At 67.8% G+C, this 25,261-nt stretch carries 29 protein-coding genes and 1 riboswitch; of the genes, 15 read left to right on the top strand and 14 right to left on the bottom strand.

Annotated elements, in window-relative coordinates; genetic code table 11:
* Nucleotides 1-76 precede the first annotated feature (76 nt).
* The gene (locus IAE58_RS07540) at nt 77-325 is read right to left on the bottom strand and encodes a DUF3297 family protein (protein WP_108751456.1); all 249 of its coding nucleotides are present in this window, start codon (nt 323-325) and stop codon (nt 77-79) included.
* 90 nt (nt 326-415) lie between these two features.
* Between IAE58_RS07540 and IAE58_RS07535 the strand changes: the two genes are divergently transcribed.
* On the top strand, nt 416-958 hold the full coding sequence (locus IAE58_RS07535) for a hypothetical protein (RefSeq protein ID WP_199933189.1): 543 nt from the start codon (nt 416-418) through the stop codon (nt 956-958).
* A gap of 300 nt (nt 959-1,258) precedes the next feature.
* Here IAE58_RS07535 and IAE58_RS07530 read toward each other — a convergent pair whose 3' ends face one another.
* The 5 genes from IAE58_RS07530 to msrB all read right to left on the bottom strand — a co-directional run bounded on the left by IAE58_RS07530 (nt 1,259) and on the right by msrB (nt 4,597).
* Nucleotides 1,259-1,531 carry a DUF4031 domain-containing protein gene (locus tag IAE58_RS07530; RefSeq protein ID WP_108752048.1) on the bottom strand — a complete coding sequence of 91 codons (273 nt, stop codon included), beginning with the start codon at nt 1,529-1,531 and terminating at the stop codon, nt 1,259-1,261.
* A gap of 13 nt (nt 1,532-1,544) precedes the next feature.
* Nucleotides 1,545-2,042: a hypothetical protein gene (locus IAE58_RS07525; protein ID WP_199933190.1), complete on the bottom strand. Its 498-nt coding sequence runs from the start codon at nt 2,040-2,042 to the stop codon at nt 1,545-1,547.
* Nucleotides 2,043-2,223: 181 nt separating this feature from the next.
* On the bottom strand, nt 2,224-3,180 hold the full coding sequence (gene motB / locus IAE58_RS07520) for a flagellar motor protein MotB (RefSeq protein WP_199933191.1): 957 nt from the start codon (nt 3,178-3,180) through the stop codon (nt 2,224-2,226).
* Between the two features lie 3 nt (nt 3,181-3,183).
* Nucleotides 3,184-4,038, bottom strand: a complete 855-nt coding sequence (motA, locus tag IAE58_RS07515; protein WP_108748373.1) for a flagellar motor stator protein MotA — start codon at nt 4,036-4,038, stop codon at nt 3,184-3,186.
* Between the two features lie 91 nt (nt 4,039-4,129).
* Nucleotides 4,130-4,597: a peptide-methionine (R)-S-oxide reductase MsrB gene (gene msrB, locus IAE58_RS07510; protein ID WP_108748374.1), complete on the bottom strand. Its 468-nt coding sequence runs from the start codon at nt 4,595-4,597 to the stop codon at nt 4,130-4,132.
* Nucleotides 4,598-4,727: 130 nt separating this feature from the next.
* Between msrB and IAE58_RS07505 the strand changes: the two genes are divergently transcribed.
* Both IAE58_RS07505 and IAE58_RS07500 read left to right on the top strand, forming a co-directional pair.
* Entirely contained in the window at nt 4,728-5,102 is a 375-nt protein-coding gene (locus IAE58_RS07505) for a classical arabinogalactan protein 4 (RefSeq protein ID WP_199933192.1), read from the top strand.
* A 121-nt stretch (nt 5,103-5,223) separates the two neighbouring features.
* Nucleotides 5,224-5,415 carry a lana protein gene (locus IAE58_RS07500; RefSeq protein WP_199933193.1) on the top strand — a complete coding sequence of 64 codons (192 nt, stop codon included), beginning with the start codon at nt 5,224-5,226 and terminating at the stop codon, nt 5,413-5,415.
* 54 nt (nt 5,416-5,469) lie between these two features.
* On the opposite strand, the gene IAE58_RS07495 is transcribed toward IAE58_RS07500, so the two are convergent.
* Entirely contained in the window at nt 5,470-5,949 is a 480-nt protein-coding gene (locus tag IAE58_RS07495; protein WP_108748377.1) for a winged helix-turn-helix transcriptional regulator, read from the bottom strand.
* Between the two features lie 149 nt (nt 5,950-6,098).
* Between IAE58_RS07495 and IAE58_RS07490 the strand changes: the two genes are divergently transcribed.
* Together IAE58_RS07490 and alr are read left to right on the top strand one after the other, a co-directional pair.
* Complete coding sequence (locus tag IAE58_RS07490; RefSeq protein WP_199933194.1) at nt 6,099-7,403, top strand: D-amino acid dehydrogenase; 1,305 nt, start codon at nt 6,099-6,101, stop codon at nt 7,401-7,403.
* Complete coding sequence (gene alr / locus IAE58_RS07485) at nt 7,382-8,452, top strand: alanine racemase (protein ID WP_108761133.1); 1,071 nt, start codon at nt 7,382-7,384, stop codon at nt 8,450-8,452. Before IAE58_RS07490 ends, alr begins: the two co-directional genes overlap by 22 nt.
* Before the next feature lie 78 nt (nt 8,453-8,530).
* Here the strand turns inward: alr and IAE58_RS07480 are convergent, their stop codons facing one another.
* Complete coding sequence (locus IAE58_RS07480; protein ID WP_108752056.1) at nt 8,531-9,103, bottom strand: DUF3016 domain-containing protein; 573 nt, start codon at nt 9,101-9,103, stop codon at nt 8,531-8,533.
* 173 nt (nt 9,104-9,276) lie between these two features.
* Here IAE58_RS07480 and IAE58_RS07475 point away from each other — a divergent pair, with 173 nt between their 5' ends.
* Together IAE58_RS07475 and IAE58_RS07470 are read left to right on the top strand one after the other, a co-directional pair.
* Nucleotides 9,277-11,337, top strand: coding sequence for a PAS domain-containing sensor histidine kinase (locus IAE58_RS07475; RefSeq protein WP_233614818.1), 2,061 nt, complete (start codon nt 9,277-9,279; stop codon nt 11,335-11,337).
* 44 nt (nt 11,338-11,381) lie between these two features.
* The gene (locus IAE58_RS07470) at nt 11,382-11,672 is read left to right on the top strand and encodes a DUF3247 family protein (protein WP_108752057.1); all 291 of its coding nucleotides are present in this window, start codon (nt 11,382-11,384) and stop codon (nt 11,670-11,672) included.
* Nucleotides 11,673-11,732: 60 nt separating this feature from the next.
* Here the strand turns inward: IAE58_RS07470 and IAE58_RS07465 are convergent, their stop codons facing one another.
* The gene (locus IAE58_RS07465) at nt 11,733-11,996 is read right to left on the bottom strand and encodes a hypothetical protein (protein WP_108748382.1); all 264 of its coding nucleotides are present in this window, start codon (nt 11,994-11,996) and stop codon (nt 11,733-11,735) included.
* A 157-nt stretch (nt 11,997-12,153) separates the two neighbouring features.
* Here IAE58_RS07465 and IAE58_RS07460 point away from each other — a divergent pair, with 157 nt between their 5' ends.
* The 3 genes from IAE58_RS07460 to IAE58_RS07450 are packed head-to-tail and all read left to right on the top strand — an operon-like array spanning nt 12,154 to nt 14,590.
* Nucleotides 12,154-13,215 carry a class I SAM-dependent methyltransferase gene (locus IAE58_RS07460; RefSeq protein ID WP_108752058.1) on the top strand — a complete coding sequence of 354 codons (1,062 nt, stop codon included), beginning with the start codon at nt 12,154-12,156 and terminating at the stop codon, nt 13,213-13,215.
* Nucleotides 13,212-13,913 (top strand): pseudouridine synthase, encoded by a 702-nt coding sequence (locus IAE58_RS07455; RefSeq protein ID WP_199933196.1) that lies wholly within the window; start codon nt 13,212-13,214, stop codon nt 13,911-13,913. Before IAE58_RS07460 ends, IAE58_RS07455 begins: the two co-directional genes overlap by 4 nt.
* Nucleotides 13,910-14,590 carry an HAD family phosphatase gene (locus tag IAE58_RS07450; RefSeq protein ID WP_199933197.1) on the top strand — a complete coding sequence of 227 codons (681 nt, stop codon included), beginning with the start codon at nt 13,910-13,912 and terminating at the stop codon, nt 14,588-14,590. The genes IAE58_RS07455 and IAE58_RS07450 overlap by 4 nt, the downstream gene beginning before the upstream one ends.
* A 190-nt stretch (nt 14,591-14,780) precedes the next feature.
* Here IAE58_RS07450 and fabB read toward each other — a convergent pair whose 3' ends face one another.
* Complete coding sequence (fabB, locus tag IAE58_RS07445; protein WP_199933198.1) at nt 14,781-15,989, bottom strand: beta-ketoacyl-ACP synthase I; 1,209 nt, start codon at nt 15,987-15,989, stop codon at nt 14,781-14,783.
* Nucleotides 15,989-16,504 (bottom strand): 3-hydroxyacyl-[acyl-carrier-protein] dehydratase FabA, encoded by a 516-nt coding sequence (fabA, locus tag IAE58_RS07440; RefSeq protein ID WP_079220498.1) that lies wholly within the window; start codon nt 16,502-16,504, stop codon nt 15,989-15,991. Before fabA ends, fabB begins: the two co-directional genes overlap by 1 nt.
* Nucleotides 16,505-16,695: 191 nt before the next feature.
* Between fabA and dinB the strand changes: the two genes are divergently transcribed.
* Nucleotides 16,696-17,790, top strand: a complete 1,095-nt coding sequence (gene dinB, locus IAE58_RS07435; protein WP_108752062.1) for a DNA polymerase IV — start codon at nt 16,696-16,698, stop codon at nt 17,788-17,790.
* A 221-nt stretch (nt 17,791-18,011) separates the two neighbouring features.
* On the opposite strand, the gene IAE58_RS07430 is transcribed toward dinB, so the two are convergent.
* Together IAE58_RS07430 and IAE58_RS07425 are read right to left on the bottom strand one after the other, a co-directional pair.
* Nucleotides 18,012-18,920, bottom strand: a complete 909-nt coding sequence (locus tag IAE58_RS07430; protein WP_199933199.1) for an MBL fold metallo-hydrolase — start codon at nt 18,918-18,920, stop codon at nt 18,012-18,014.
* Nucleotides 18,921-19,041: 121 nt separating this feature from the next.
* On the bottom strand, nt 19,042-19,680 hold the full coding sequence (locus IAE58_RS07425) for an NAD(P)H-binding protein (RefSeq protein ID WP_199933200.1): 639 nt from the start codon (nt 19,678-19,680) through the stop codon (nt 19,042-19,044).
* Nucleotides 19,681-19,787: 107 nt separating this feature from the next.
* Here IAE58_RS07425 and IAE58_RS07420 point away from each other — a divergent pair, with 107 nt between their 5' ends.
* From IAE58_RS07420 to gph, 3 genes are read left to right on the top strand one after another with little or no spacing between them, the layout of a single operon-like run.
* Nucleotides 19,788-20,720 (top strand): LysR family transcriptional regulator, encoded by a 933-nt coding sequence (locus tag IAE58_RS07420; RefSeq protein ID WP_199933201.1) that lies wholly within the window; start codon nt 19,788-19,790, stop codon nt 20,718-20,720.
* A complete protein-coding gene (locus IAE58_RS07415; RefSeq protein ID WP_199933202.1) occupies nt 20,717-21,508 on the top strand; it encodes a methyltransferase domain-containing protein in 792 nt (263 codons plus the stop codon). Before IAE58_RS07420 ends, IAE58_RS07415 begins: the two co-directional genes overlap by 4 nt.
* A 59-nt stretch (nt 21,509-21,567) precedes the next feature.
* The gene (gene gph, locus IAE58_RS07410) at nt 21,568-22,239 is read left to right on the top strand and encodes a phosphoglycolate phosphatase (RefSeq protein WP_199933203.1); all 672 of its coding nucleotides are present in this window, start codon (nt 21,568-21,570) and stop codon (nt 22,237-22,239) included.
* 52 nt (nt 22,240-22,291) lie between these two features.
* Here the strand turns inward: gph and btuB are convergent, their stop codons facing one another.
* Entirely contained in the window at nt 22,292-24,133 is a 1,842-nt protein-coding gene (gene btuB / locus IAE58_RS07405; RefSeq protein ID WP_199933204.1) for a TonB-dependent vitamin B12 receptor, read from the bottom strand.
* 116 nt (nt 24,134-24,249) lie between these two features.
* Nucleotides 24,250-24,473, bottom strand: a riboswitch (cobalamin riboswitch).
* A gap of 141 nt (nt 24,474-24,614) precedes the next feature.
* Here btuB and IAE58_RS07400 point away from each other — a divergent pair.
* Nucleotides 24,615-25,193: a histidine phosphatase family protein gene (locus IAE58_RS07400; RefSeq protein WP_108752070.1), complete on the top strand. Its 579-nt coding sequence runs from the start codon at nt 24,615-24,617 to the stop codon at nt 25,191-25,193.
* The last annotated feature ends 68 nt before the right edge of the window (nt 25,194-25,261 follow it).

The following is a 25,261-nucleotide window of genomic DNA, read 5'->3' as shown; positions in this document are numbered from 1 at the left end:
TTGCTCGACTGCTCTTTCTCAAAGCAGTCGAGCAAGCTCAAAGCAGTCGAGCAAGCTCGACTCTACGAGAGCCGGGTTATTCCGGCTTCTGTTCCAGGAAGTACACCTCGACCTTGCCCTTGACCTTGATGGTCATCGGGTTGCCGCGGCGGTCGCGCGCCTTGCCGGCCTGCACGCGGATCCAGCCTTCGCTGACCGAGTATTCCTCGACGTTGTCACGTTCGACATCGTTGAAGCGCACGCCCACGCCGCGCTCCAGCGCCTGCGCATCGTGGAAGGGGCTGGCCGGGTTGATGGCCAGGTGGTCGGGAGGGGTATCGCTCATCGCATCATTCACAGTGACGGCCACCACGGCCGGCTTCAGCGGCACAGGATAAACCGTAGAATGCCGGCCTGCCCCACAGGAATGCCCGCCATGCCCGACAACAGCGACTATTTCGACTTCGAGGAAGACGCCCACGATTTCGACGAGGACGACTTCGAGGCCCGCATCTGGAACCTGCTGGTACTGATCAACCCCGGCGATGATGAGCTGGCCCTGCAGCAGTTCAACCGCTGGCGCGAGATGCTGGCCGAGGCCGGCGAGCCGCTGGAGGCCGACGCGGACTGGCTGCCTGCGCTGTTCACCGCCATTGCCTGGCAGTCCGGGTTCGAGGTGGAGCGCGATGATCTGGAATCGCTGCAGTCGGCGGTGAACGAGCTGTCGGCGCGCTTCAACCTGCAGCTGGACTGGGGCGGCGACCTGGACGACGAGGATTTCGCCGAAGACCTGGACGGGGTGCAGCTGATGTCCACCGCCTTCGACCGCTTGCGCGAGCACAACTACACGCTGTGGAGCGTGGATGCTGGCAGTGGCGGCTTCGCCGGCTGGATGGCGCTGACCCGCGACGACGATGCGCTGCTGGCGCTGTGTTCGTTGCTGAACGTGGAAGTGCGGCTGGGCAGCGACCCGTTCTGAGCGATGGCCCGCCCCGGCGGGGTAGCGTCGACCGTTGGTCGACTGTCGCGCGCAGCGCGGGGTTGATCGGGACCGGGGCGGAGAGCAGTCGACCAACGGTCGACTCTACCGGTATTGCGCGCGGGCGTTGGCGATCACCTGTGCGCGCAGCTCGGCGTTGACGCCGTAGTGCGGCTGGGCAGCGACCCGTCCTGAGCGATGGCCCGCCCCGGCGGGGTAGAGTCGACCGTTGGTCGACTGTCACGCGCAGCGCGGGGTTGATCGGGACCGGGGCGGAGAGCAGTCGACCAACGGTCGACTCTACCGGTATTGCGCGCGGGCGTTGGCGATCACCGCTTTCACCAGGGCGCGGTCGCTGTGCCGGGAAATGGCGCGGGCGCCGAGGGCGATCGCCTGCGCGCGCAGTTCGGCGTTGACATCGTAGTGCGCGCCGCTGGCCTTGTTCTGGAAGGCCCGCGGTGGAATGCCGAGCTGCGCCGCCATGGCGTGCAGCTCGGCCAGGGTGTCGGCCATCAGGTGCGCCCAGCGCTGTCCGCGCCAGGCATGCACCGCGTCATCGACGTAGACCGCCACCGCCGTGGCCGGCTCAGGCCTGCGGCTTGCCGTCGGTGTCGGCGTCGGCGGCCACCGGGGCCTCGGCGTCGGCAGCGACTTCTTCGGCCACCACCGGTTCAGCGCCGGCATCTGCGCCTTCTTCGGCTTCCACGCCTTCGAACTCGGCCACCAGCTTGTCCAGGTACTCATCGGCGGTCTGGCCGGCTTCAGCGGCCAGGGTGTCCAGCAGCTTCTGCAGCAGCTCGGAATATTCCAGGTTGACCTTGCGGCCTTCCTTTTCCTGCACGTTGGACAGGTGCTTGAGCATGGCCAGCATCGGCACCGGGTTGTCGGCGTTGCCCATGGTTTGGCCGCCGATGGCCAGCAGCCACTCGCGGCCCTGCAGGCCAATAGCGGCGACCGGCTGGCCGTCTTCGTTGGTCAGCACGGCATGGTTCTGCACCTGCTGCTGGGCGTTCAGGCGCAGGAACGGACGCTTGGCCTGCTGCTTCTTGCGCTTGTCGCGCTTGGCCTTGGAGTTCTGGGACATGGGTGGGGTCACCTGGAAAAGGAAAGACCGCCATTGTACTGCCCTTGGTAGGTGCGGACCGGGGGTCGGTAGAGTCGACTGTCAGTCGACTGGCGCGCAAAGCGCGGGATGGTGGATACCAGCCCTGGAGCAGTTGACTGACAGTCGACTCTACCCCTCGATTCCCCGTCCCAACCTCCGGTCAGGGCGTCACGGCCGGAGGGCTGGCTTCGCCCTGTGCAGCCTTCACGTCCGGGTCGACCGTGGTGGCCGACAGCCCCACCTGCGGGCCGGCACCGGCCAGCGCGGCCTCTTCGGCGGCGTGGGTCATCACCACGATGCTGATGCGGCGGTTGATCGGGTTCTGCGGGTCCACCTTGTCGAACAGCACCGACGAGGACAGGCCCACCACGCGGGTGATCTTGCTGTCTTCCAGGCCACCGTCCACCAGCGCACGACGCGCGGCGTTGGCGCGGTCGGCGCTCAGTTCCCAGTTGCCATAACCGCGCGCGGCCGAATAGGCGGTGATATCGGTGTGGCCGGTCAGGCTGATCCGGTTCGGCACGTGGTTCAGGTACTCGGCCAGCTCGTGCAGGATCTGCTGCGTGTACGGCTTCAGCGACGCGCTGCCCAGGTCGAACATCGGCCGGTTCTGCTTGTCCACGATCTGGATGCGCAGGCCTTCCGGGGTCAAATCCAGCAGCAGCTGGTCCTTGAACGGTTCCAGCGCCTGGCTGCGGCTGATCGCTTCCTGCAGCTCCTTCATCAGCGCTTCCAGCTGCTGCTTGTCGCGCTGCTGCTGGTCCACCGGCTGCTGCAGGGCCTGCTTCTGGTTCTGGAAGGGGTCGTTGCTGTTGCCGCGGGACAGATCGGTGGCGCCGCCCAGCTTGATCATCGAGGTACTGGCACCGCCCGGGCCGGCCATGCCCGGTGCCGGCGTGGGGCTCTGCCCGGCCAACGGGCTGGGGTTGCGGAAGTATTCGGAAATGGCCGCGCGTTCGGGCTTGCTGGTGCTGGCCATCAGCCACAGCACCAGGAAGAAGGCCATCATCGCGGTCACGAAGTCCGCGTAGGCCACCTTCCACGAGCCGCCATGGTGGCCGCCATGACCGGCCTTCTTGACCTTGCGGACGATGACGGTGGGCTTGGTCTCGGCCATGGCTTACTTGACCGTCTTCAGGTGCTGCTCGAAATCGGAGAACGCCGGGCGCACGTTCGACGGCAGCGTCTTGCGGGCGAATTCCAGCGCGATTTTCGGGTTGTAGCCACGCAGGCAGGCCAGCAGCGCGGTCTTCACCGATTCGTAGATGCGGCTGTCCTGTTCGGCGCGGGCTTCCATGGCCGAGGCCATCGGGCCGACGAAGCCATAGCCCAGCAGGATGCCCAGGAAGGTGCCGACCAGCGCGCCGGCCACGTGGCCGCCCACTTCAACGATGTCGCCACCGATCGAGCCCATGGTGATGACGATGCCCAGCACGGCCGCCACGATGCCGAAGCCGGGCAGGCCGTCGGCCACCTTGTTCATCACCTGCGACGGCGCCATGGCTTCGGCGTGGTGCTTTTCCAGCTCCAGTTCCAGCAGCGGTTCCAGTTCGTGCGGCTCGATGTTGCTGCCGATCATCAGGCGCAGGCAGTCGGTGATGAAATCGACCAGATGGTGGTCGGCCTGCACCTTGGGGTAGTTGGCGAACAGGGCACTTTCGGCGGGGCGTTCGACGTGGTCTTCCAGCGCCATGAAGCCTTCGCGGCGGGCTTTGTTCAGCAGTTCATAGAGCAGGCTTAGGACATCGATGTAGTCCTGCTGCTTGTAGCGCGGGCCCTTGAACACGGCCACCATGGCCTGCAGGGTCTGCTTGACCGTCTTGGCCGGCGTGCCGACCAGGAAGGCGCCCAGGGCGGCGCCGCCGATGATGACCAGTTCGTAGGGCTGCCAGAGGGCACCCAGGCGGCCGTGGGCACCGAGGTAGCCGCCGAGCACGCTGATGATGACGACCAGGAATCCAACGATGATGAGCATGGCGTGACGCAAGGATGGGGGATATCTCCTTGTCGGCCCGCCAGCGGGATTTCTGAAGAGGGAATTGTGTGAAGTCGGTCGGCGGGGGTGTTCAGTCCGCCGTGCCGGTCTCGGCGCCGCCGCGCTGCAGCGGATTGGGCCATGGCTCGCCCTGGCCGGTGAAAGAAAGTGAGACCGAATTCAGGCAGTGGCGCTCGAAGGTGGGCGGCGGGCCGTCCGGGAAGACGTGGCCCAGGTGGCTGCCACAGCGGGCGCAGGTGATCTCGGTACGCACCATGCCGTGGCTGGTGTCGCGGATTTCGCGCACGTGCGCCGGGTCGTAGGGCGCGAAGAAGCTGGGCCAGCCGGTGCCCGAATCGAACTTGGTGCTGGAACGGAACAGCGGCAGCGCGCACAGGCGGCAGCAGTAGACGCCGTCGCGCTTGTTGTCCAGGAACACGCCGCAGAACGGCGCCTCGGTACCGTGCTGCAGCAGCACGCGGCGCTCTTCGGCGCTCAGGCCGGCAACCAGCGCATCGGTCTGGGCGGCGGTGGGGGGCGTGAGGTCGAACGCGCTCATGCGGCTCTCCGGGGCGGTGGGATGCTGGCTGAAGTGGGGATGGCGGGGCGGCGTTGCAAGTGTGATGGCCATTCATGGGCGGCACACGGGGCCGGGCGCATGGTGGAGGCAACCCACGCTGGAGCGTGCCATGAATCGCCCCCTTGTCCTGCTGTTGTCGGCGCTGCTGCCTCTGGTGGCACAAGCACAGGTGCCCACCGGCAACCCGACCGGCACCCGCAGCAGCACCACGGTGGCGCCGCCGCCGGTGGCACCGCCGGTGCAGCCGGCACGCCCGCAGCCGCAACAGCTGCCTTCACCGCAGCCCCGCCAGCCGATCAAGGCCACCGGCCCGGCGCCGATCACCGCCACCCCGGCGCCGGCACTGCCGGACAAGGTCTACGACCGTAACGGCCGCATCGTGCCGGGCGTGAAGCCGGTGGGTCCCAACCGCGTGTTCGACTCGCGCACCGGGCGCTACTACGACAGCGTGCCGCAGGGCGCCGGGCAGCAGATCAAGCCGTAACAGGGCGTGCCGGGGTAGCGGGCTGAACCCAGCAAAACGCGTGCGTGCCGATCACCGTTTTTTCGCCTGCGATTAACCGCTGCGGGACCACCGTGGCGCTGCGCCGGCATGGTGTCGGCGCATGTCCTTCGTCCTATGGATCGCGATCATGAAGAACCAGCAGAACCGTCCGTCCGGCAAGGAACCGCAGGGCCGCAACCCGCAGCAGCAACAGCAGCAACAGCAGCAGATGGACCCGCAGCAGGCGCACAAGGGCGGCAAGCAGCAGGACCACCGCCAGCAGGGCGGCATGAAGCACCCGCAGCAGCGGTAACCGGTCAGGGGTCAGAGCCCGCCATGCGGGATCTGACCCCACACCCGGCACCGCTCAATCGGCAATCGGCAGCGCCCAGGTCTCTTTCACTTCTTCCATCACGATGTAGCTCTTGGACTCGCGCACATGCGGCAGGGTCAGCAGGGTGCTGCCCAGCAGCTTGCGGTAGCTGGCCATTTCGCTGATGCGCGCCTTCAGCAGGTAGTCGAAATCGCCCGATACCAGATGGCATTCCAGCACGTTGGGCAGCTTCAGCGCGGCGCGGCGGAATTCTTCGAAGATGTCGCCCGATTTGTAGGCCAGGCTGATTTCCACGAACACCAGCAGGCTGGCTTTCAGCGCGGTGGGGTCCAGGTGGGCGTGGTACCCGGTGATCACACCCTCGCGTTCCAGCCGGCGCACGCGCTCGGTGCAGGGCGTGGTGGACAGGCCCACCCGTTCACCCAGTTCGGTGAAGGAAATGCGGCCTTCGGCCTGCAGGATGCGCAGGATCTTGCGGTCGATCTTGTCCAGTTCGCGGGAGCGGGTGGCCATGGCCGTCAACCTCGGGGAATGAATCGCAGGGAAACTGCCTGACTGTAGTCCTAAAAACAGGCAAATGCTCTAGGAATGCGCGCCTATACTTCCCCAATTGTGGTCCCAGCGTGCTCAAACGCAGGGAATGATCGGGTTGGAGAGTCCCCATGCGAGTCCTCGTTCTTGGCAGCGGCGTGATCGGCACCACCAGTGCCTGGTACCTGCGGCAGGCCGGCTTTGAAGTCACGGTCATCGACCGCCAGCCGGGCCCCGCGCTGGAAACCAGTTTTGCCAACGCCGGCCAGCTCTCGTTCGGCTACACCTCGCCGTGGGCCGCCCCGGGCGTGCCGAAGAAGGCCATCGGCTGGCTGTTCGAAAAGCATGCGCCGCTGGCGATCAAGCCCGGCATGGACCTGGCCCAGTACCGCTGGCTGTGGCAGATGCTGCGCAACTGCACCCAGGAGCGCTATGCGATCAACAAGGCGCGCATGGTGCGCATGTCCGAATACAGCCGCGACTGCCTGAATGAGCTGCGCGCGCAGATCGGCATCGAATTCGAAGGCCGCGACCTGGGCACCACCCAGTTGTTCCGCACCCAGCAGCAGCTGGACGCCTCGGCGCAGGACATCGAGATCCTGGCCCAGTACGGCGTGCCCTACGAGGTGCTGGACCGCGCCGGCATCATCCAGGCCGAACCCGCGCTGGCACATGTGGACGGCCTGGTGGGCGCGCTGCGCCTGCCGCGCGACCAGACTGGCGACTGCCAGCTGTTCACCCGTCGCCTGGCCCAGCTTGCGGCCGACGCCGGCGTGGAATTCCGCTACGACCAGGACATCACCGCCCTGCAGGTGGAAGGCGACCGGGTGACCGGCGTGCGCATCGGCAACCGCGTGGAAACCGCCGACCGGGTGGTGGTGGCGCTGGGCAGCTATTCGCCGGCCATGGTGGCGCCGCTGGGCATGCGCCTGCCGGTGTACCCGCTGAAGGGTTATTCGCTGACCCTGCCGATCACCGACCCGGCGATGGCGCCGACCTCGACCATCCTGGACGAGAGCTACAAGGTGGCCGTCACCCGTTTCGACAACCGCATCCGCGTGGGCGGCATGGCCGAAGTGGCCGGGTTCGACCTGTCGCTGTCGCAGCGCCGCCGCGAAACCCTGGAACTGGTGGTGCGCGATCTGTACCCGAAGGGCGGCGACCTGGCCAAGGCGCAGTTCTGGACCGGCCTGCGCCCGGCCACCCCGGATGGCACGCCGGTGATCGGCGCCACCCCGCTGCGCAACCTGTATCTGAACACCGGCCATGGCACCCTGGGCTGGACCATGGCCTGCGGTTCGGGCCGCTATCTGGCCGACCTGATGAGCGCGCGCCAGCCGCAGATCAGCACCGAGGGCCTGGATATCTTCCGTTACGGCCAGTACGGCCACGCCCCTCAGCAGGAGAGCCGCGCATGCGTCCTGCCCGCGCGCTGATCGATCTGGGCGCGCTGCGCAGCAACTACCGCCTGGCCCGTGAACTGGGTGGCGGCAAGGCGCTGGCCGTGGTCAAGGCCGATGCTTACGGGCACGGCGCGGTGCGCTGCGCGCAGGCGCTGGAAGGCGAGGCCGACGGTTTTGCGGTAGCCACCATCGAAGAAGCACTGGAGCTGCGCCAGGCCGGTATCCGTGCGCCGATCCTGCTGCTGGAAGGCATCTTCGAAGCCAGCGAACTGCCGCTGGTGGCCGAACATGACCTGTGGTTCTCGGTGGGTTCGCCGTGGCAGGTGGAGGCGCTGGCCGCCTTCGACAGCCCGCGCCCGCTGACGGTCTGGCTGAAGCTGGACAGTGGCATGCACCGGCTGGGCCTGGACGTGGCCGGCTTCCGCGCCGCGCACGCGCGCCTGTCGGCGCTGCCGCAGGTCGAGCGCATCGTGATGATGACCCACCTGGCGCGCGCCGATGAGCTGGACAGCGAGCGCACGCATGAGCAGGCCGCAACATTCAAGGCGGCCATCGACGGCCTGTCCGGCGAGACCAGCGTGTGCAATTCGCCGGCGCTGCTGGGCTGGCCCGATGTGCGCAGTGACTGGGTGCGCCCGGGCCTGATGCTGTACGGGGCCAACCCGCTGCCGGACGACAGCGCGCTGACCGCGCGCCTGCGCCCGGTGATGACCATGCAGTCGCAGGTGATTGCCGAGCGCTGGATTGAACCGGGCGAGCCGGTGGGCTATGGCGCCCGCTTCGTGGCCAAGGTGCGTACCCGCGTGGGCGTGGTGGCGCTGGGGTACGCCGATGGTTACCCGCAGTTCGCCCCGAATGGCACGCCGGTGCTGATCGACGGCCAGCCCGGTGGCCTGATCGGCCGTGTGTCGATGGACATGCTGACGGTGGACCTGACCGCCCACCCGCAGGCCGCTGTGGGCAGCGTGGTTGAGCTGTGGGGCAGCGCACCCACGCTGGCCGAACTGGCACCGCGCTGCGGCGTGAGTGCCTACCAGTTGCCGTGCGCGGTAAAGCGCGTGGCGCGGGTGTACCAGGGTTGAGGCAACGCCGGGCATGGCCCGGCGCTAGCTGGAACGTTCATGCGATGGCAGCGCCGGGCCACGCCCGGCGGACGTGCGTTACCGCGCGGCGGTGACCTGCGGGGCCAGCTGCTTCTTCACCCAGTCATCGATCAGGCGCTTTTCGTAGCGCAGCGGGTCGGTATCGCTGCGCACGCCGATGTTGTGCAGATAGCCGCTGTCACTCAGCTTGGCCTCGCCCTCGTTGACGATGCGGCCGCTGGCATCCTTCAGCGTGTACTGCAGGCTGATGCGCGGCGGATAGATGTCACGCATGACCCGGATGTCGCTGCCGCGCGGGCCGTGCCACGGTTCATAGTCGCCTGCACGCTTGATGTCGGTCACGGTCACATCCAGCGTCTGCCCGGGCTGCAGCGGCTTGGCCGCCGTGGTCTGGATGTAGCGGGCGATCTGTTGCACCCAGTCACCCCGCTCGGCTTCAAAGCGGTTGGTGGTCTGGCGCAGCTCGGTGAACTGCGCCGGATCGGTCCACTTCACGCTGACCGGGCCGTCGGCCTGCAGCGCACGGGGCGCATCGGGCGCGGTGACCGTGCGTGGCGCAGCGGTGGCGCTGCCCGCGGCCAGGGCACAGGCCAGCAGCAACGTGGCGGTGGTGAAACGCGAACGGTTCATGGCAGGACTCCTGCGGCCGGGATGGCCGACGGTCGGGGTTTCAGGGCGAGTGTGAGCCTGCCCCGGAGGCGCAGCAATGGCCAAATGCGTCACAAATAGTCTTGGTTGTCGCGAATTCATGCTCGTCAAGCATGACCGACGGCGCTTGACGCTGTGAATACGTCCTTTGGAAGATGCTGTGCGTCCACACCGGCTTGCCTCGACCCCCTTTGTCCACACTGCCGCCCCTCGCCGAGCGCCCAGCCCCGCTGGCCCCCACGCCGGAAACCGATCTGCACCGAGGCGTGCTCGAGCGCATCAACGCCGGTTTCTGCGTGATTCACGTGATCTTCGAGGGCAGCCGTGCCGTTGATTACCGCTTCGTGGAGGTCAACGACGCGTTCGAGCGCCACACCGGCCTGAAGGACGCGCGCGGCAAGCGCATGACCGAGCTGGAACCCAACCATGAAAGCGATTGGTTCCGGGTGTACGGCGATGTGGCCCGCAGTGGCCGGCCGGCGCAGTTTGAAATGGAAGCACGCGCGCTGGGGCGCTCGTTCTCGGTCGACGCCGTGCGCGTGGGCCAGGCCGGCGAAGACATGGTCGGCATCCTGTTCTTTGATGTGACCGCCCGCAAACAGATTGAAGTGGAGCTGGGCGAAAGCGAGGCGCGTTTCAGCGCGCTGGCCGACGGCCTGCCCATGCCGGTCTGGGTGCTGGATGACAAAGGCCACGCACGCTTCGTCAACAGCGCCTTCAGTGAATTCTTCGGTGGCGATGAAACCCGTGTGCCGGAAGATGTCTGGCGCGGCCTGGTGCACCCGGACGACGCTTCAGTGTTCGAGTACGAGCTGCAGGAAGCGCTGAAGGCGCAGCGCTCGATGCATGCGCTGGTGCGCGCCCGGCGTGCCGATGGCCAGTGGCGCTGGCTGGAAATGAATGCCCGCCCGCGCTTTTCGCGCATGGGCCGCTTCATTGGCCTGGCCGGCAGCAGCCCGGACGTGACCGACCGCCGCGAGATCGAGCTGGCCCGCGAAGAACTGCTGCAGTCCGAGCGCGCGGCGCGCAGCGCGGCCGAAAACATGGCGCGGCTGAAGGACGAGTTCCTGGCCACGCTGTCGCATGAACTGCGCACCCCGCTGACCACCATCCTGGGCTGGAGCGAACTGCTGCTGCAGCGGGTGGACAACACCAGCCCGCTGTTCAAGGGCCTGAACGTGATCGCCAGCAGTGCCACGGCACAGAAGCGGCTGATCTCGGACATGCTGGACCTGAGCAGCATGCTGCTGGGCAAGGTGCAGCTGGAAGTGGAATCGCTGGACCTGCGCGGGCAGCTGGTCGAAGCGATGGGCGCGCAGGAGCTGGTGGCCGAGGGCAAGGCGCTGGACGTCACCCTGCAGATGCCCGAGGAACGCTGCCTGGTGCTGGGCGATGCCACGCGCCTGCAGCAGGTGTTCTGGAACCTGCTGTCCAACGCCATCAAGTTCACCCCGGCCGAGGGCCGCATCGACGTGCAGCTGCAGGCCGACGGCGCGTACTGGGTGGTGACCCTGCGCGATACCGGCGATGGCATTGCGCCTGAATTCCTCAACCATCTGTTCAGCCGGTTCCGCCAGGCCGATGGCACCACCACCCGCCGCCACGGCGGCCTGGGGCTGGGCCTGGCCATCGTGCAGCAGCTGGTGGAACTGCATGGCGGTACGGTCAGTGCGGCCAGCGAGGGCCATGGCCACGGTGCCACCTTCACCGTGCGCCTGCCGCAGCATTACCCCGATGCGGACAAGCGGCCGCTGCGCGAAGTGATCAGCGGCCCCATCGTCGAACCGATGGTGGTGGAGCCGTACCCGCTGCGTGGCCTGCACGTGCTGGCGGTGGAAGACCAGCCGGAAGTGCTGGAATACCTGCGGCGCATGCTGGAAGAGCAGGGCGCATCGGTATCGGCGGCCACCTCGGCCGTGGAAGCGCTGGCCCTGCTGGCCGACAACGGCCATCTGCACTACAACGTGCTGCTGACCGACATCGGCATGCCGGGTATGGATGGCTACGGGCTGGTACGCACCCTGCGCGATGACATGGGTGTGGATGCCACGACCCTGCCGGCCGTGGCGGTGACCGCGCTGGCGCGTGCCGATGATCGGCGTCGGGCGCTGGCATCGGGCTTCCAGGAGCATGTGGCCAAGCCATATTCGGTAGCGCAACTGGTGTCTGCGGTGCGCCACGTGCAGGCGGCGCGCAACGGCGACGCATTGCACTGAGCATTCACGGCCGATCGGCGACCCTGCATGCAGGAGGTCGCCGAATGTCCCGTATCGCTCCCCGTATCCATACCGACCCGGCGCAGATCGCGCGCCTGGAATCCCTGCTGCCACAGCTGGAAGGCGAAACGCAGGTGGAACTGACCCTGCAGGATGGTCGTCGCCTGCTGGGCACCGTGGCAGTCAGGCCAACGGTGCAGCAGTTCCGTAATGACGCCGGTGATGAAGGCACCAATGGCCAGCTGCGGCTGGACGACTACGATGCGCCCGTGCAGCAGCACTATGTGTGGCTGGACGAGATCGCCAGCGTGCGCAGGTTGCCGCCGAGACCATGAGCACAGCCACGCTTGGCGTGGCTCTACCCAGTAGAGCCACGCCATGCGTGGCTGTTCTGCCTAATGCTCGAACACGGTAGGCGTAGCTTCGAACCGGCGCGCGTAGGCGCGTTCCTCGGCCACGCGGGCGACTTCGTCATCGGCCAGGTCCGGGGCCCCATACACCGCGTAGGCCACGGCACCGTCGGCACCATGGCCGATCTGGTGCAGGCGATAGCGCGAATGGCCGCCGCCGGTGTCCTCGGGGTAATGCACGGGCGGATGGCTGCCCTCCAGGTCCATTTCACTGTTGTCGACCACACCACCGACGAACAAGGCGCGCATGCAGGAGCTCCAATAGGTTGCGGGGGGAGCCCTTACCCTGAACCCTTCAATGTTGGCGGCGCATCAACGCCCCGTTGAACTTTCGCAAAGCGCGCCCGGGGCGGGGCGGGCCGAGCCGGTACAATGGACGGCCCTCACGCTTCCAGTACCCGCGCCGATGGCCGCCAGCGACGACGCCCCCCTGCAGACCCTGTTCCTGCCGTTTTCCAGCGGCGCCCTGCGCTGGCCGGAGGGTCCGGTGGCCTTCCTGCGCGCCCGCGATGGCTGGCCGCTGCGCGAAGCCGCCGGCACCCGCGAGGTCCACTTCGAACAGAGCTTTGCCCCGTTCGCCCAGCCGCTGCAGGCCAGCGGCTGGACCGTCAGCGGCCAGTTGGACGATGCCGCCGGCAAGGGCCGCTACCCGCTGGTGCTGGTGCTGCCGCCGCGCCAGCGCGAAGAAGCACGCGCACTGTTCGCCCGCGCCCTGGCCCTGGTGGCCGACGGCGGCCGCATCGTGGCCTGCCAGTCCAACAATGAAGGCGCGCGCTCCGGCGAGGGCGACCTGAAGCAGCTGACCGGCCTGGGCGGCTGCCTGACCAAGAACCATTGCCGTGTGTACTGGACCGCGCCGCTGCAGGGCCAGCACGATGCCGACCTGGCCAAGCGCTGGGCCGCACTGGATGCGGTGCGGCCGATCATGGGCGGGCGCTTCCTCAGCCGCCCGGGCGTGTTCGCCTGGGACCGCATCGACCCGGCCTCGGCCCTGCTGGCCGAGCACCTGCCGGCCGACCTGGCCGGCCGTGCCGCCGATCTGGGCGCCGGCTATGGCTACCTGTCGCGCGAACTGCTGGAGCGCTGCCCGAAAATCACCGCGCTGGACCTGTACGAAGCCGAGCAGCGTGCGCTGGCCCTGGCCGAGCTGAACCTGGCGCCGCCGCCGCGCGCGCTGCCGCTGCGCTTCCTGTGGCGCGACGTGACCGCCGGCATCGAGCCGGGCTACGACGTCATCATCAGCAACCCGCCGTTCCACACACCCTCGCGTGCCGACCGCCCGGACATCGGCCAGCGCTTCATTGCCGTGGCCGCGCAGGCGCTGCGCCCCGGTGGCCGGCTGTACGTAGTGGCCAACCGCCACCTGCCGTACGAGCACACCTTGAACGACAGCTTCGGCGCGGTGCGCGTGGTGGCCGAGCGCGATGGCTTCAAGCTGGTGGAAGCCGTGAAGGGGAAGGGCCGATGAAGCTGGTCAAGCACATCGCCAACCTGGGCTACGGCAGCCGCAAGCAGGTCCAGTGGATGTTCCGCGAAGGGCGCATCACCGATGCCGACGGCGAGGTGCTGTACGCCGATGACCAGGTGCCGCACGAGGCGGTGCGGGTTGATGGCGAGCCGCTGGACCCGCCGCCGGGCCTGACCCTTGCCCTGCACAAGCCGGCTGGCTACACCTGTTCGACCAAGGACACCGGCCGCCTGATCTACGATCTGCTGCCGCCGCGTTTCCGCGACCGCGACCCAGTGCTGTCCACCGTCGGCCGCCTGGACCGCGAAACCAGCGGCCTGCTGCTGCTGACCGACGATGGCGGCCTGCTGCACCGGATCATTTCGCCCAAGTCGAAGCTGCCCAAGGTCTACGACGTGGCGCTGAGCGAAGACCTGCGTGGCGATGAAGTGGCACTGTTCGCCAGCGGCACGCTGATGCTGGAATCGGAGAAGACCCCGCTGCTGCCGGCCGAGCTGGAGGTGCTGGGCCCGCGCCAGGTGCGGCTGGTGCTGCACGAAGGCCGCTACCACCAGGTACGCCGCATGTTTGCCGCCACCGGCAACCACGTGCAGGCACTGCACCGCAGCCGGGTGGGTGGCATGGACCTGCAGGGCCTGGACGAAGGCCAGTGGCGCATGCTGGATGCCGCCGATCTGGACACGCTGTTCACCGTATGACCGTGATCGCGGCGCTGCCGTTCCTGCCCGACGCCGTCATCTTCGACATGGACGGCCTGATGATCGACAGCGAGCGCGTCTCGCTGGCGTGCTGGAACGAGGCGGCGCAGGCCAGCGGGCTGCCGCTGGATGAGCGCTTCTTCCTGCGCATGGTGGGCCTGGGTGACCGCGACTGCCGCGCGCTGCTGCAGCAGCAGGGGTTGAGCGAGAGCACGATCGAGACACTGGTGGGCAGCTGCCATGATCTGTATGACGCGCGCACCCAGCATGGCCTGCCGCTGCGGCCGGGCATCATGGAACTGCTGGAGCTGCTGAAGGCGCACGCCGTGCCGCGTGCGGTGGCGACCTCGACCCGGCAGCCGCGGGCCAACCGCAAGCTGGCCGCGGCCGGGCTGCTGCCGTATTTCGATGCAGTGGTAGCGGGCAATGACGTGGAGCGGCCGAAGCCGGCGCCGGATATCTATCTGCTGGCCGCCCGCACGCTCGGGCAGGACCCGCAGCGCTGCCTGGCGCTGGAAGATTCACCGGCAGGCACGCGCGCCGCACTGGCGGCCGGCATGACCGTGATCCAGGTGCCGGACCTTGTTGATCCGGACGAAGCGCAGCGAGCGCTAGGGCACCGCATCGTGACCTCGCTGCTGGACGCACACGCCCTGCTGCTGCCACTGCTGCGGTAGGTACGCCACACTGCTCTGGTGGGTGCCGACCGTTGGTCGGCACGCTTCACCGCTCTCGCCGGGCATGGCCAGGCGCTACCGTTTTGGTTGGCACGCCACACCGCTCTGGTAGGTGCCAACCTTGGTTGGCACGATTTTCGAGCAGTCGAGCAAGCTCGACTCTACGAGGGCGACGTGGCACGCCCTTCCATCACACCCGGCCGAACACCAGCGCTGCGTTGGTGCCACCGAACCCGAAGCTGTTGGACATCACCGTATCCAGCTTCTGCTCGCGGCTTTCGCGCAGGATCGGGAAGCCTTCCACCGCCGGGTCCAGCTCGGTGATGTTGGCCGAACCGGCCACGAAGCCGTCGCGCATCATCAGCAGGCAGTAGATCGCCTCGTGCACGCTGGCCGCACCCAGCGAGTGGCCCGACAGCGCCTTGGTCGACGACAGCGGCGGCACGGCATCGCCGAACACTTCGCGGATCGCACCCAGCTCGGTCACATCGCCCAGCGGGGTGGAGGTGCCGTGGGTGTTCAGGTAATCCAGCGGACGGTCGACGTTCTGCAGCGCCATCTTCATGCAGCGCACTGCGCCTTCGCCGGACGGTGCCACCATGTCGGCACCGTCGGAGGTCACGCCGTAGCCGATCAGTTCGGCGTAGATGCGCGCACCACGGGCCACGGCGTGGTCGTAATCTTCCAGCACCAGCATCCCGCCGCCGCCGGCAATGACGAAGCCATCGCGGTCCTTGTCATACGGGCGCGATGCGGTGGCCGGGGTGTCGTTGAAGCTGGTGGACAGCGCGCCCATCGCGTCGAACATCACGCTCATCGACCAGTGCAGGTCTTCGCCGCCACCGGCGAACATGATGTCCTGCGCACCGTGGCGGATCATGTCCGCGGCCGCGCCGATGCAGTGCGCCGAGGTGGCGCAGGCGGCCGACAGCGAATAGCTGACGCCCTTGATCTGGAACGCGGTGGCCAGGCAGGCCGACACGGTCGAGCACATCGTGCGCGGCACCATGTACGGGCCGACCTTGCGCACGCCACGGGCGCGCAGCAGGTCCACCGCACCCACCTGCCATTCGCTGGAACCACCACCGGAACCGGCGATCAGGCCGGTACGCAGCGCGCTGACCTTTTCCTGGGAAAGGCCGGCGTCGGCGATCGCATCGCGCATGGCCACGTACGCGAAGGCCGCCGCATCGCTCATGAAGCGCTTCTGCTTGCGGTCGATCTGCGCATCCAGATCCATGTCCACGCGGCCGCCAATCTGGCTGCGCAGGCCGGCTTCAGCGTGGTCGGGCAGCGCGGTGATGCCGGCGCGGCCGTCGCGCAGTGCCGACGACACGGTATCCAGATCGTTGCCCAGGCAGGAGGTGATGCCCATGCCGGTAATGACGACGCGACGCATCAGAAGCTCCCGGTTTCGGTGAACAGGCCCACGCGCAGGTCGCGGGCGTTGTAGATTTCGCGGTCGTCCACGTACATGCGGGCGTCGGCCTGGGCCATCACCAGCTTGCGGTTGATCACGCGGGTGATGTCGATTTCATAGCGCACCAGCTTTGCTTCCGGCAGCACCTGGCCGGTGAACTTCACTTCGCCGCAGCCCAGGGCGCGGCCCTTGCCGGGGGCACCCAGCCAGGTCAGGTAGAAGCCGGTCAGCTGCCACATGGCATCCAGGCCCAGGCAGCCGGGCATCACCGGGTCGCCGATGAAGTGGCAGCCGAAGAACCACAGGTCCGGGCGGATATCCAGTTCGGCACGCACCATGCCTTTGCCATGCGGTCCGCCGTCCTCGCGGATTTCGGTGATGCGGTCGAACATCAGCATCGGGTCGTTGGGCAGACGGCCGGCGGCGGCGCCGAACAGTTCACCGCGGGCGCTGGCCAGCAGCTGGTCGCGGTTGAACGCGTGGAGACGAGTCATGGAAAGCGCATTCCTGGAAGCGAAAACAAGGCAACAAGTCCCCGAGGATGCACGACGGTTGCAACGGGAATCAAACCGCCACACCGTACGCGTGCGTAGTGTTCTGCGCCGGAATCGCGCATCCCGTTGATGCACAACGACCATACTTTAGCGTCTGGACGGGTACGGTGCAGGTATGATGTCGGCCGACCATGAACGCACTGCGCAAGATCATCCACGTTGACATGGACGCCTTCTACGCGTCGGTAGAGCAGCGCGACGCGCCTTCACTGCGCGGCAAGCCGGTGGTGGTGGCCTGGCGCGGCGCGCGTTCAGTGGTGTGCGCCGCGTCCTATGAAGCGCGGGTGTTCGGCGTGCGCTCGGCCATGCCGGCGCTGCGTGCCGAGCGCCTGTGCCCCGATGCGATCTTCGTTCCGCCCGATTTCGCCCGCTACAAGGCCGTGTCGCGGCAGGTGCGCGAGATCTTCCTGCGCCATACCGATCTGGTCGAACCGCTGTCGCTGGACGAGGCCTACCTGGATGTGACCGAGCCGAAGAGCGGCATGGCACTGGCGACCGATATCGCCCGCACCATCCGCGCGCAGATCCGCGAAGAAACCCAGCTGACTGCTTCAGCCGGCATCGCGCCGAACAAGTTCCTGGCCAAGATCGCCTCGGATTGGCGCAAGCCCGATGGCCAGTTCGTGATTCCGCCGCAGCGGGTGGACGCGTTCCTGTTGCCATTGCCGGTGAACCGGGTTCCCGGCGTGGGCAAGGTGATGGAAGGCAAGCTGGCCGCGCGCGGCATCGTCACCTGTGGCGACCTGCGGCAATGGGCGTTGCCGGACCTGGAAGAAGCCTTCGGCAGCTTCGGCCGCAGCCTGTACAACCGCGCCCGTGGCATCGACGAGCGTCCGGTGGAACCGGACCAGCAGGTGCAGTCGATTTCCTCCGAAGACACCTTCGCCGAAGACCTGCTGCTGGAAGACCTGGCCGAGGCGATCGTGCAGTTGGCAGAGAAGACCTGGAAGGCCACGCGCAAGACCGAACGCATTGGCCATACCGTAGTGCTGAAGCTGAAGACTGCCCAGTTCCGCATCCTGACCCGCAGCTTCACCCCCGAGCGCCCACCCGAATCGGAACAGGAGCTGCGTGACATCGCCCTGGCACTGCGCGCGCGCGTGGACCTGCCAGCCGATACCCGTTACCGCCTGGTGGGCGTGGGCCTGGGCGGTTTCCGCGAAAAGGAACCGGTGGTGCAGGGTGAACTGTTCGGACACGACCCGACCCATCCCACAGAAATCTAGTCGTCAAACATGGGGTCAGAGCCCGTTGCGCAGCAACGGGATCCGACCCCGCGCCGTTCCGACAGACCGCAGCAAACTGTCGAAGGCGGGGGGGGGGGGGGTTGGGGGGCCCCCCCCCCCCCCCCCCGCCATATCACGGATAGCCCGCTTTTGACGTTGCCGTTGCTGTTGCCGTTGCAGTGAGCAGGTGCAGGGCGCAGCCCTGCAAAAGCCCCCCTACCTTACGGCCACTGCATCTCGCCCTTGGCCACCTTCGCACTCAGCTCCAGTGATTCCACACCGGCCAGCGCCGGGTAGCGCGCCCGCATGGCCTGCACCAGCGCCGCACTGTCCTTGGCCTTGGCCGCTTCAACATCGAATGCACGGATGTAGTCGGCGGTGAAGCGCAATGCACTGGCATCCAGCGCCGCGCCCGGCGCGCAATGTCCCGGCACCACCACACTCGGCTTCAGCGCCTGCAACTGCTGCAGGGTCTTCAGCCAGTCCGCGTGCGATTGCGGCGTCTGCGTGTCGGCCATCCACACGTGTTCGCCCGCCACCACCGGAATTCCGCCGACGATCGCGCGCAGCGAGGGCACCCACAGCACGCTGCGGTCCGGCGTCGGCCCGTCCAGGCCGATCAGCGGCAGGCGCTGGCCTTCCAGGACCAGTGCATCACTTTCCAGCACCTGGGGCACGACGATGCGCGCGGGTACGTCGGCGCCCATTTTCGGTCCCCAATACGCCAGCTTGGCGGCCTGGGTCTGCTGGATGTGGGCCACCGTCTGCGCGGTGGCGACGATGCGTGCCTGCGGGAACGCATCCTGCAGCGTGGCCAGGCCGAAGTAGTAATCCGGATCGCCATGGCTGATGTAGATCGTGGTCAGCTGCTTGCCACTGGCACGGATCTTTTCGACCAGCGCACGTGCATCGCTGGCAGCGAACTGCGCATCGACCAGGAGCGCATCACGACGCCCTTCGATCAGCACCGAGGACACCGCGAACATCGCCTGCGGCCCGGGGTGGAAGGTCTGCAGATGCAGCTGTGACTTTGCAGCGGTGGCAGCAGCGGGCGCGGCGGGGGCGGCCAGCAGTGGTGTGCTGGCTGTGCCAAGTGCCAGCGCCATGGAGAACAGCAGAGCGTTGCGCATGCGCGATTCCTCGTAGCGTCGAGCTTGCTCGACGGGATAGCAGTCGAGGTAGCGTCGAGCTTGCTCGACGGATTTTTCTTGGGGGGGGCAGTCGAGCAAGCTCGACTCTACGGTTTCGGTATCAATACGCGGCGGTGATGATCTGCTTCGGGTACTTGCCCGCTTCCAGTTCCGCCACGAAGGCGGCGCCGTAGTCGGCATAGCTGATGCGGCTGTGGCCTTCGGCATCGGCCAGGAAGGTCTTGGCCTGCACGCGGTACTGGCCGCGTTCGTCGCCCGGGCCGATTTCCGCCGCCGGCGAGAAGAACGTCCAGTCGATGTCCTCCACGGCCTGCAGCTGCTTCAGCGCTTCACGCGCGGCCAGTGCGTACGGCTTGTAAGCCTCGGGGAACCCGGGGGTGTCGACCAGCTGCACGCCCGGCGCCACTTCCAGGCTGCCGGCGCCGCCGACCACCACTACGCGCGGCACCTGGGCGTGGCGGGCAGCGGCCACCAGCTGGCCGGCGACGGTGGCGATCTGGCCGATGTCATCGCCCGGGCGCGGGCCATAGGCACTGGCCAGCACATCGTGGCCGGCAATGGCGGCAGCCAGCGCGTCGCGGTCATCCAGCGCGGCGATGACCGGGTGGGCGCCGGCCAGTTCGCTGGGCAGGTTCTGCGCGCTGCGCACGATCACGGTCAGTTGGTGGCCGTGGGCCAGGGCGTGGCGGGCAATCTGGCGGCCGATGTTGCCGGTGGCGCCGACGAGGGCAATCTTCATGGCAGGACTCCGTGGGGCAGTGGGTTGGGGTACGGGCCCACTGTAGGCGGCTGCAGTTGATCGAAAAACAGCGTATAACGCGCTTGTTTGTTGCATGGATAGAGCATATGGACCGATTGACCGCCATGACCGTGTTTGTCGAGGTGGCCGAGCGTGGCAGCCTGACCGCCGCCGCCGAGGTGCTGGACATGTCGCGGGCGATGGTCAGCCGCTATCTGGCCGAAGCCGAAGGCTGGCTGGGCGCGCGCCTGCTGCACCGGACCACCCGTCGCATCAGCCTGACCGCGGCCGGTGAGGCGGCACTGGCGCGCTTCCGGCAGATGCTGGCCATCGGCGAGGAACTGCAGGGCGAGCTGGCCAGCGACGACCCGGAACCGCACGGCACGTTGCGGATCACCGCCAGCGTGTCGTTCGGGCAGAGCCATCTGGCCCGCGCGGTGGCGGCGTTCGTGCAGCGCCACCCGGCCGCACGCATCGAACTGCTGCTGGTGGACCGCATGGTGAACCTGGTGGAAGAGCGGGTGGACCTGGCGGTGCGTATCGCGCGGCAGATCGATCCGGGCCTGATCGCGCGGCGCCTGGCAACCTGCAGGTCGGTGCTGTGCGCCAGCCCGGCGTACCTGCAGGCACACGGCACGCCCACCGCGCCGGAACACCTGGCCGCGCACAACTGCCTGACCCACCACTACGTGGGCCGCAGCCTCTGGCACCTGCACCGCGATGGCCGTGCGCTGTCGGTGGCGGTGGGCGGAAATATCAGTGCGAACGAGGCATCGCTGCTGGTGGAAGCGGTACGCGCCAATGCGGGCATCGCCATGCTGCCCAGCTACCAGGTGGCGCCGCTGCTGCGCAGTGGCGCGCTGGTGGCCGTGCTGCCGGACTACCAGCTGGACGAGCTGGGCGTTCATGCCGTCTACGCATCGCGTCGACAGCAGCCCGCTATCATGCGCCGATTCCTGGATTTCCTGGCCGGCTGCTTCGAGCACGATCCGGCCTTCCAGGACCTCGACTGGCAACCGACGGGCAAGGAGAGCGCATGAACCATGGAACGGTAGTGAGGGATCACCGTCGTACGAGCTGGGAACTGCACGCGCAGCAGGCGCCGCCGCAGGCCCAGCCGGTGGATGCGGAGACCATCGCCGCCGCCCGTACTGGGCGCTGGCAGGTACACCTGACCCCGCGGGCGCTGCCCTTGGACTGGCTGGGCGATGTGCGTGGTCGCCGCATCCTGTGCCTGGCCTCCGGCGGCGGCCAGCAGGCGCCCGTGCTGGCCGCTGCCGGCGCCGATGTGACCGTGTTCGACCTGTGCGAGCAGCAACTGGCGCTGGACCGTGCGGTGGCCGCACGCGATGGCCTGCGCCTGCAGGCGGTGCAGGGCGACATGCGTGACCTGCAGGCCTTCGGCCATGGCAGCTTCGATGTGGTGTTCCATCCGGTGTCCAACCTGTTCGTGCCCGACGTGCGGCCGGTCTGGGCCGAGTGCCACCGCGTGCTGGCGCGTGATGGCCTGCTGCTGGCCAGCTTCTACAACCCGGTGCTGTTCGTGGGCAGCGACGATCCGCCGTTGGCCGAACAGGGCCTGATGCGCCCACGCTTCGCCATTCCCTATTCCGATCTGGAAGACCTGCCCGCGGACGAGCGGCAGGCCAAGCAGGCGCGTGGCGAGGCGATGACGTTCGGCCACAGCCTGGGCGATCTGATCGGCGGCCAGCTGGACGCAGGGTTCGTGATCGAGCGCTTCATGGAAGACTGGCAGCCGCGCCCGCGGGTGCTGATCGAACGCTACCTGCCCGCGTTCCTGGCTACCCGCGCGCGGCGGATAGGCTGAGCGGATCGGCAGACCCGCAGGAGTACACTGGGCGGCCCACGTCGTACAGGTACCGTCTCTTGTCCCATCCCTATCCGTTGGTAGTGTTCGACCTGGACGGCACGCTGGTGGACAGCGCTGCCGATATCGCCGAGGCGCTGAACCGCACGCTGGAAGACATCGGGCTGGCACGCGTGGCCGAAGCAACCGTGCTGGGCTGGATCGGTGATGGCGTGCGGCGGCTGGTGGAACAGGCGGTGCAGGCGGCCGGTCGCGAAATGGACCTGGCACAGGTGATGCCGGTGTTCATGGTGCACTACCGCGACTGCCTGCTGCGCAGCCCGCGCCTGTATGACGGTGTGCCCGAAGCGCTGGCGCAGCTGCGTGCGCGGCAGGTGCCGCTGGCGATCTGCACCAACAAGCCGGCCGCTCTGGTGCCGCCGCTGCTGCAGCACCTGGGCATCGGCGATGCGTTTGCCCTGGTGCTGGGCGGTGATTCACTGCCGCAGCGCAAGCCCAGCGGTGAACCGCTGCGGTATATCGCCGCGCACTTTGGCCTGCCGGTCGCGCAGTGCCTGATGGTGGGCGATTCGCTCACCGACTACCGCGCCGCGCAGGACGCTGGCATGCCGATCGCCCTGGTGCGCTACGGCTACCCGCGCGGCCTGGACCTGCACACCGCGCAGGCCGTGGCGGTGATCGACGACCTGCGCGAACTGCCGGGCCTGGTCGCCGACCTGCCAACCGCGTGATGCATCGATGGCGCCGGGCGTGGCCCGGCGCCATCGTGTGCGCGTCAACCGATCACTTCGGCTGGTAGCGCATGCTCAGCTGGTACTCGCGGCCCGGCTGGTTGAACCAGGCAATGGTTTCGTACTGGCGGTCGAACACATTGGCCACGCGCGCCAGCACCGACCAAGCCGGAGTAAGCGCGTACTCGGCACGCAGGTCCAGCAGGCCGTAGCCGCCTACCTTCACGGCGTTGTCGGCATCGTCGAAGCGCTTGCCGGCACCCTGCACGGTCAGGCCGGCGCGGAAGTCGCCGAAGCGGCGGTCCACGTCCAGGCGCGCGGTCTGCTGTGCGCGGCGCGCCAGCCAGTTGTCGAACTGGCTGCTGCCGGCGGTGCGGTTGCGCGGGTCGGTGAAGCTGAGCTGCGCGTTGATGTCGAAGCCGGCCAGCACTGCACCACCGGTCAGTTCCGCGCCGCGGATACGCGCCTTTTCCACCTGCTGCATCATGAAGGTGGCCGCGTCGTAGGTAATCAGATCGTCGATGCGGGTTTCATACACATCCAGGCCCCAGTGCCAGCCCTGGCCGTGCTGGGAAACGCCGATGTTGGCGCTCTTGGATTTCTCCGGATCCAGCGTCGGCACGCCACTCCACGGGTCGTACAGATCGCTGAAGGTCGGTGCCTTGAACGCGGTGCCGTAGCTGGCGTTCACGCGCAGGCCGTGGCCCAGCTCCATCGCCCAGCCCAGGCTGCCGGTGGCATGGTTGCCGAACTGCTGGTTGTCGTCGTTGCGTGCGCTGGCCTGCAGCTGGTGGCGGCCGAAGCGCGCCTGGTACTGCACGAACACGCCGGTGTTGCGGCGGCTGTCGACCAGGTAGCCGGCGCTGCTGCCATCCAGGTTGTCCTGGCTCCAGTCCACGCCGGTGCTCAGCAGCTGGCCGTCGGCCACGCCGATGTCGGCCTGCAGCGACGCGCTGTCGCGGTGCGTCTGCGCGCTGCCACGCACACCGAAGTCGCCGAAGTTGTCCGACTCGTTGTCACTGCGGCCGACGTTGGCGGTCAGCGCCAGGCGCTCGGAGGGTGTGTAACGCACCTTGCCGGCCAGTACCTGCTGGCGGGTTTCCGAGTAGTTGTAGTAGCCGTCGTAGTGGTTCTCACCATCGGCGCGCAGGGCGCTGCCTTCCACCGTCCACTGTTCGTTGAAGCTGTAGCCACCGCGCAGGCTCTTGGACAGATTGCGGTAGCCATCGCGATCAGGCTCATCGGCGAAGCAGCCGGTGAACAGAGTGGCCGAACCCCGGCAGGCATCGATGCCGTCGCTGTGCTGGTAGGCGATGTCGGCGCCGAACCAGCCATTCCTGCCGCTGCCGCCGATGCCGCCGCTGGCCTGGCGCAAACCATTGCTGCCACCGCCCAGCTGGAAGTGCGGCGCGAAGTTGCCGGCATTGCGGCGGGTGAAGATCTGGATGACGCCGCTGATGGCATCGGCACCGTACAGGCTGGACTGCGGGCCGCGCACGATCTCGATGCGCTCGATCTGCGCCAGCGGCAGGTCCTGGAACATGGCCAGGTTCAGGTCGGCGCTGTTGATGCGCACGCCATCGACCAGCACCACCGTGTGCGAGGAATTGGTACCGCGCAGGAACAGCGAGGTCTGCTTGCCCAGGCCGCCGGCATTGGTCAGGTTGATGCCGGCGCGGCCGGCCAGCAGTTCCTGCAGCGAGGTGGCTTGGCTGGCCTCGATCTGTTCGCGGTCGATCACCTGCGCCGGCGCGATGCTGTCCTGCAGGGCGATAGGGGTACGGGTGGCGGTGACCAGGATGGGGTCGAGCGCATCGGCGGCTTCATCGGCCAGTGCCAGCGTGGGCAGGGCGGCCAGCACGGCCAGGAACAGCAATCGGGACTGCGGCTTCATCGGGGGAACTCCGGGGGCCGCGCACGCCCGCGCGGCGAAGGGGAGGAGCCACGAGGGCAGGCACGCGCCGATGCCGCAGCAGGCGCCGCGGTCATCCAGCGCCATGCCCACCGCATCGCGACCTGAGGCTTCCGGGCCGGTCTCCGGGCTTGCCGCCTGATGGCACCAAGGCCATCGTCCAGGCGCCTTCCCGTGCGCGCGGCACAGTGGCGTATTGCCTGGAACTGACGTGCTTACCGTTGCGGGGGCAGCGCCGGCCTGGCGTGTTGCCACGCGTCACCGGCTTCCCGTTTCAACCTGCCAGCCAAGGCCGCAGGTCACCTGGAAGTGCGCGCAGTCTACGCCATCACGCCCCGAAGTAGAGTCGAGCTTGCTCGACTGCATTTCCCGTACCCGTAGAATATCCCCTCGCTCCCGTGGTGCCGTTGCCGATGTCCCGCTGTTCCCCGCTGTTTCCGCGCTGCCCGCTCAGGACCTGCGCATGATCCTCGATCTGGTCCGCCACGCCGCCAATGGTCGCGATGAGTTCCTGGACGGCCGCACCGACCCACCGCAGCTGGCCCGCCTGCCGCAGGAACTGGTCGATGCCTACGCCGCGCAGGAATGGCAGCGGGTGATCAGCTCACCGCGCCTGCGTTCGCTGCACACCGCCATGGCGCTGGCCACTCCGCGCGGGCTGGACGTGGACGCCGACGAGGAATGGGAGGAACTGGATTTCGGTGACTGGGATGGGCAGAGCCTGTTCGATCTGCCGGAAGATGCGCTGGCCGCGTTCCATGCCGATCCGCATGCGTTCCCGCCGCCGCATGGCGAAAGCTGGGGGCATTTCGAGCGCCGCATCGCGCGCGCACTGGACCGTCTGCTGGACGAGGAGGACGCCGCGCCGACCGTGGTGGTCAGCCATGGCGGACCGCTGCGCATGGTGCTGTCGCTGGTCTGTGGCCTGCCGCTATCGCTGTGCTGGGCGCTGCGCATCGACCACGGCACGCGCCTGCGGGTGTGGGTGGAGCGCGGCGAAGTGGGGTTGGTGGGCGAACTGCTGGAGCTGCAGCAGCCGTGAGCGCGTCGCCGGGGGGGGGGCCCCCCCCCCCCCCCAAAAAAAAAAAAACCAACCCCCCCCACCCCCCC

The organism is Stenotrophomonas sp. S49 (assembly GCF_016624905.1).
GTDB lineage: Bacteria > Pseudomonadota > Gammaproteobacteria > Xanthomonadales > Xanthomonadaceae > Stenotrophomonas.
This window is presented reverse-complemented; position numbering and strand designations above follow the sequence as displayed.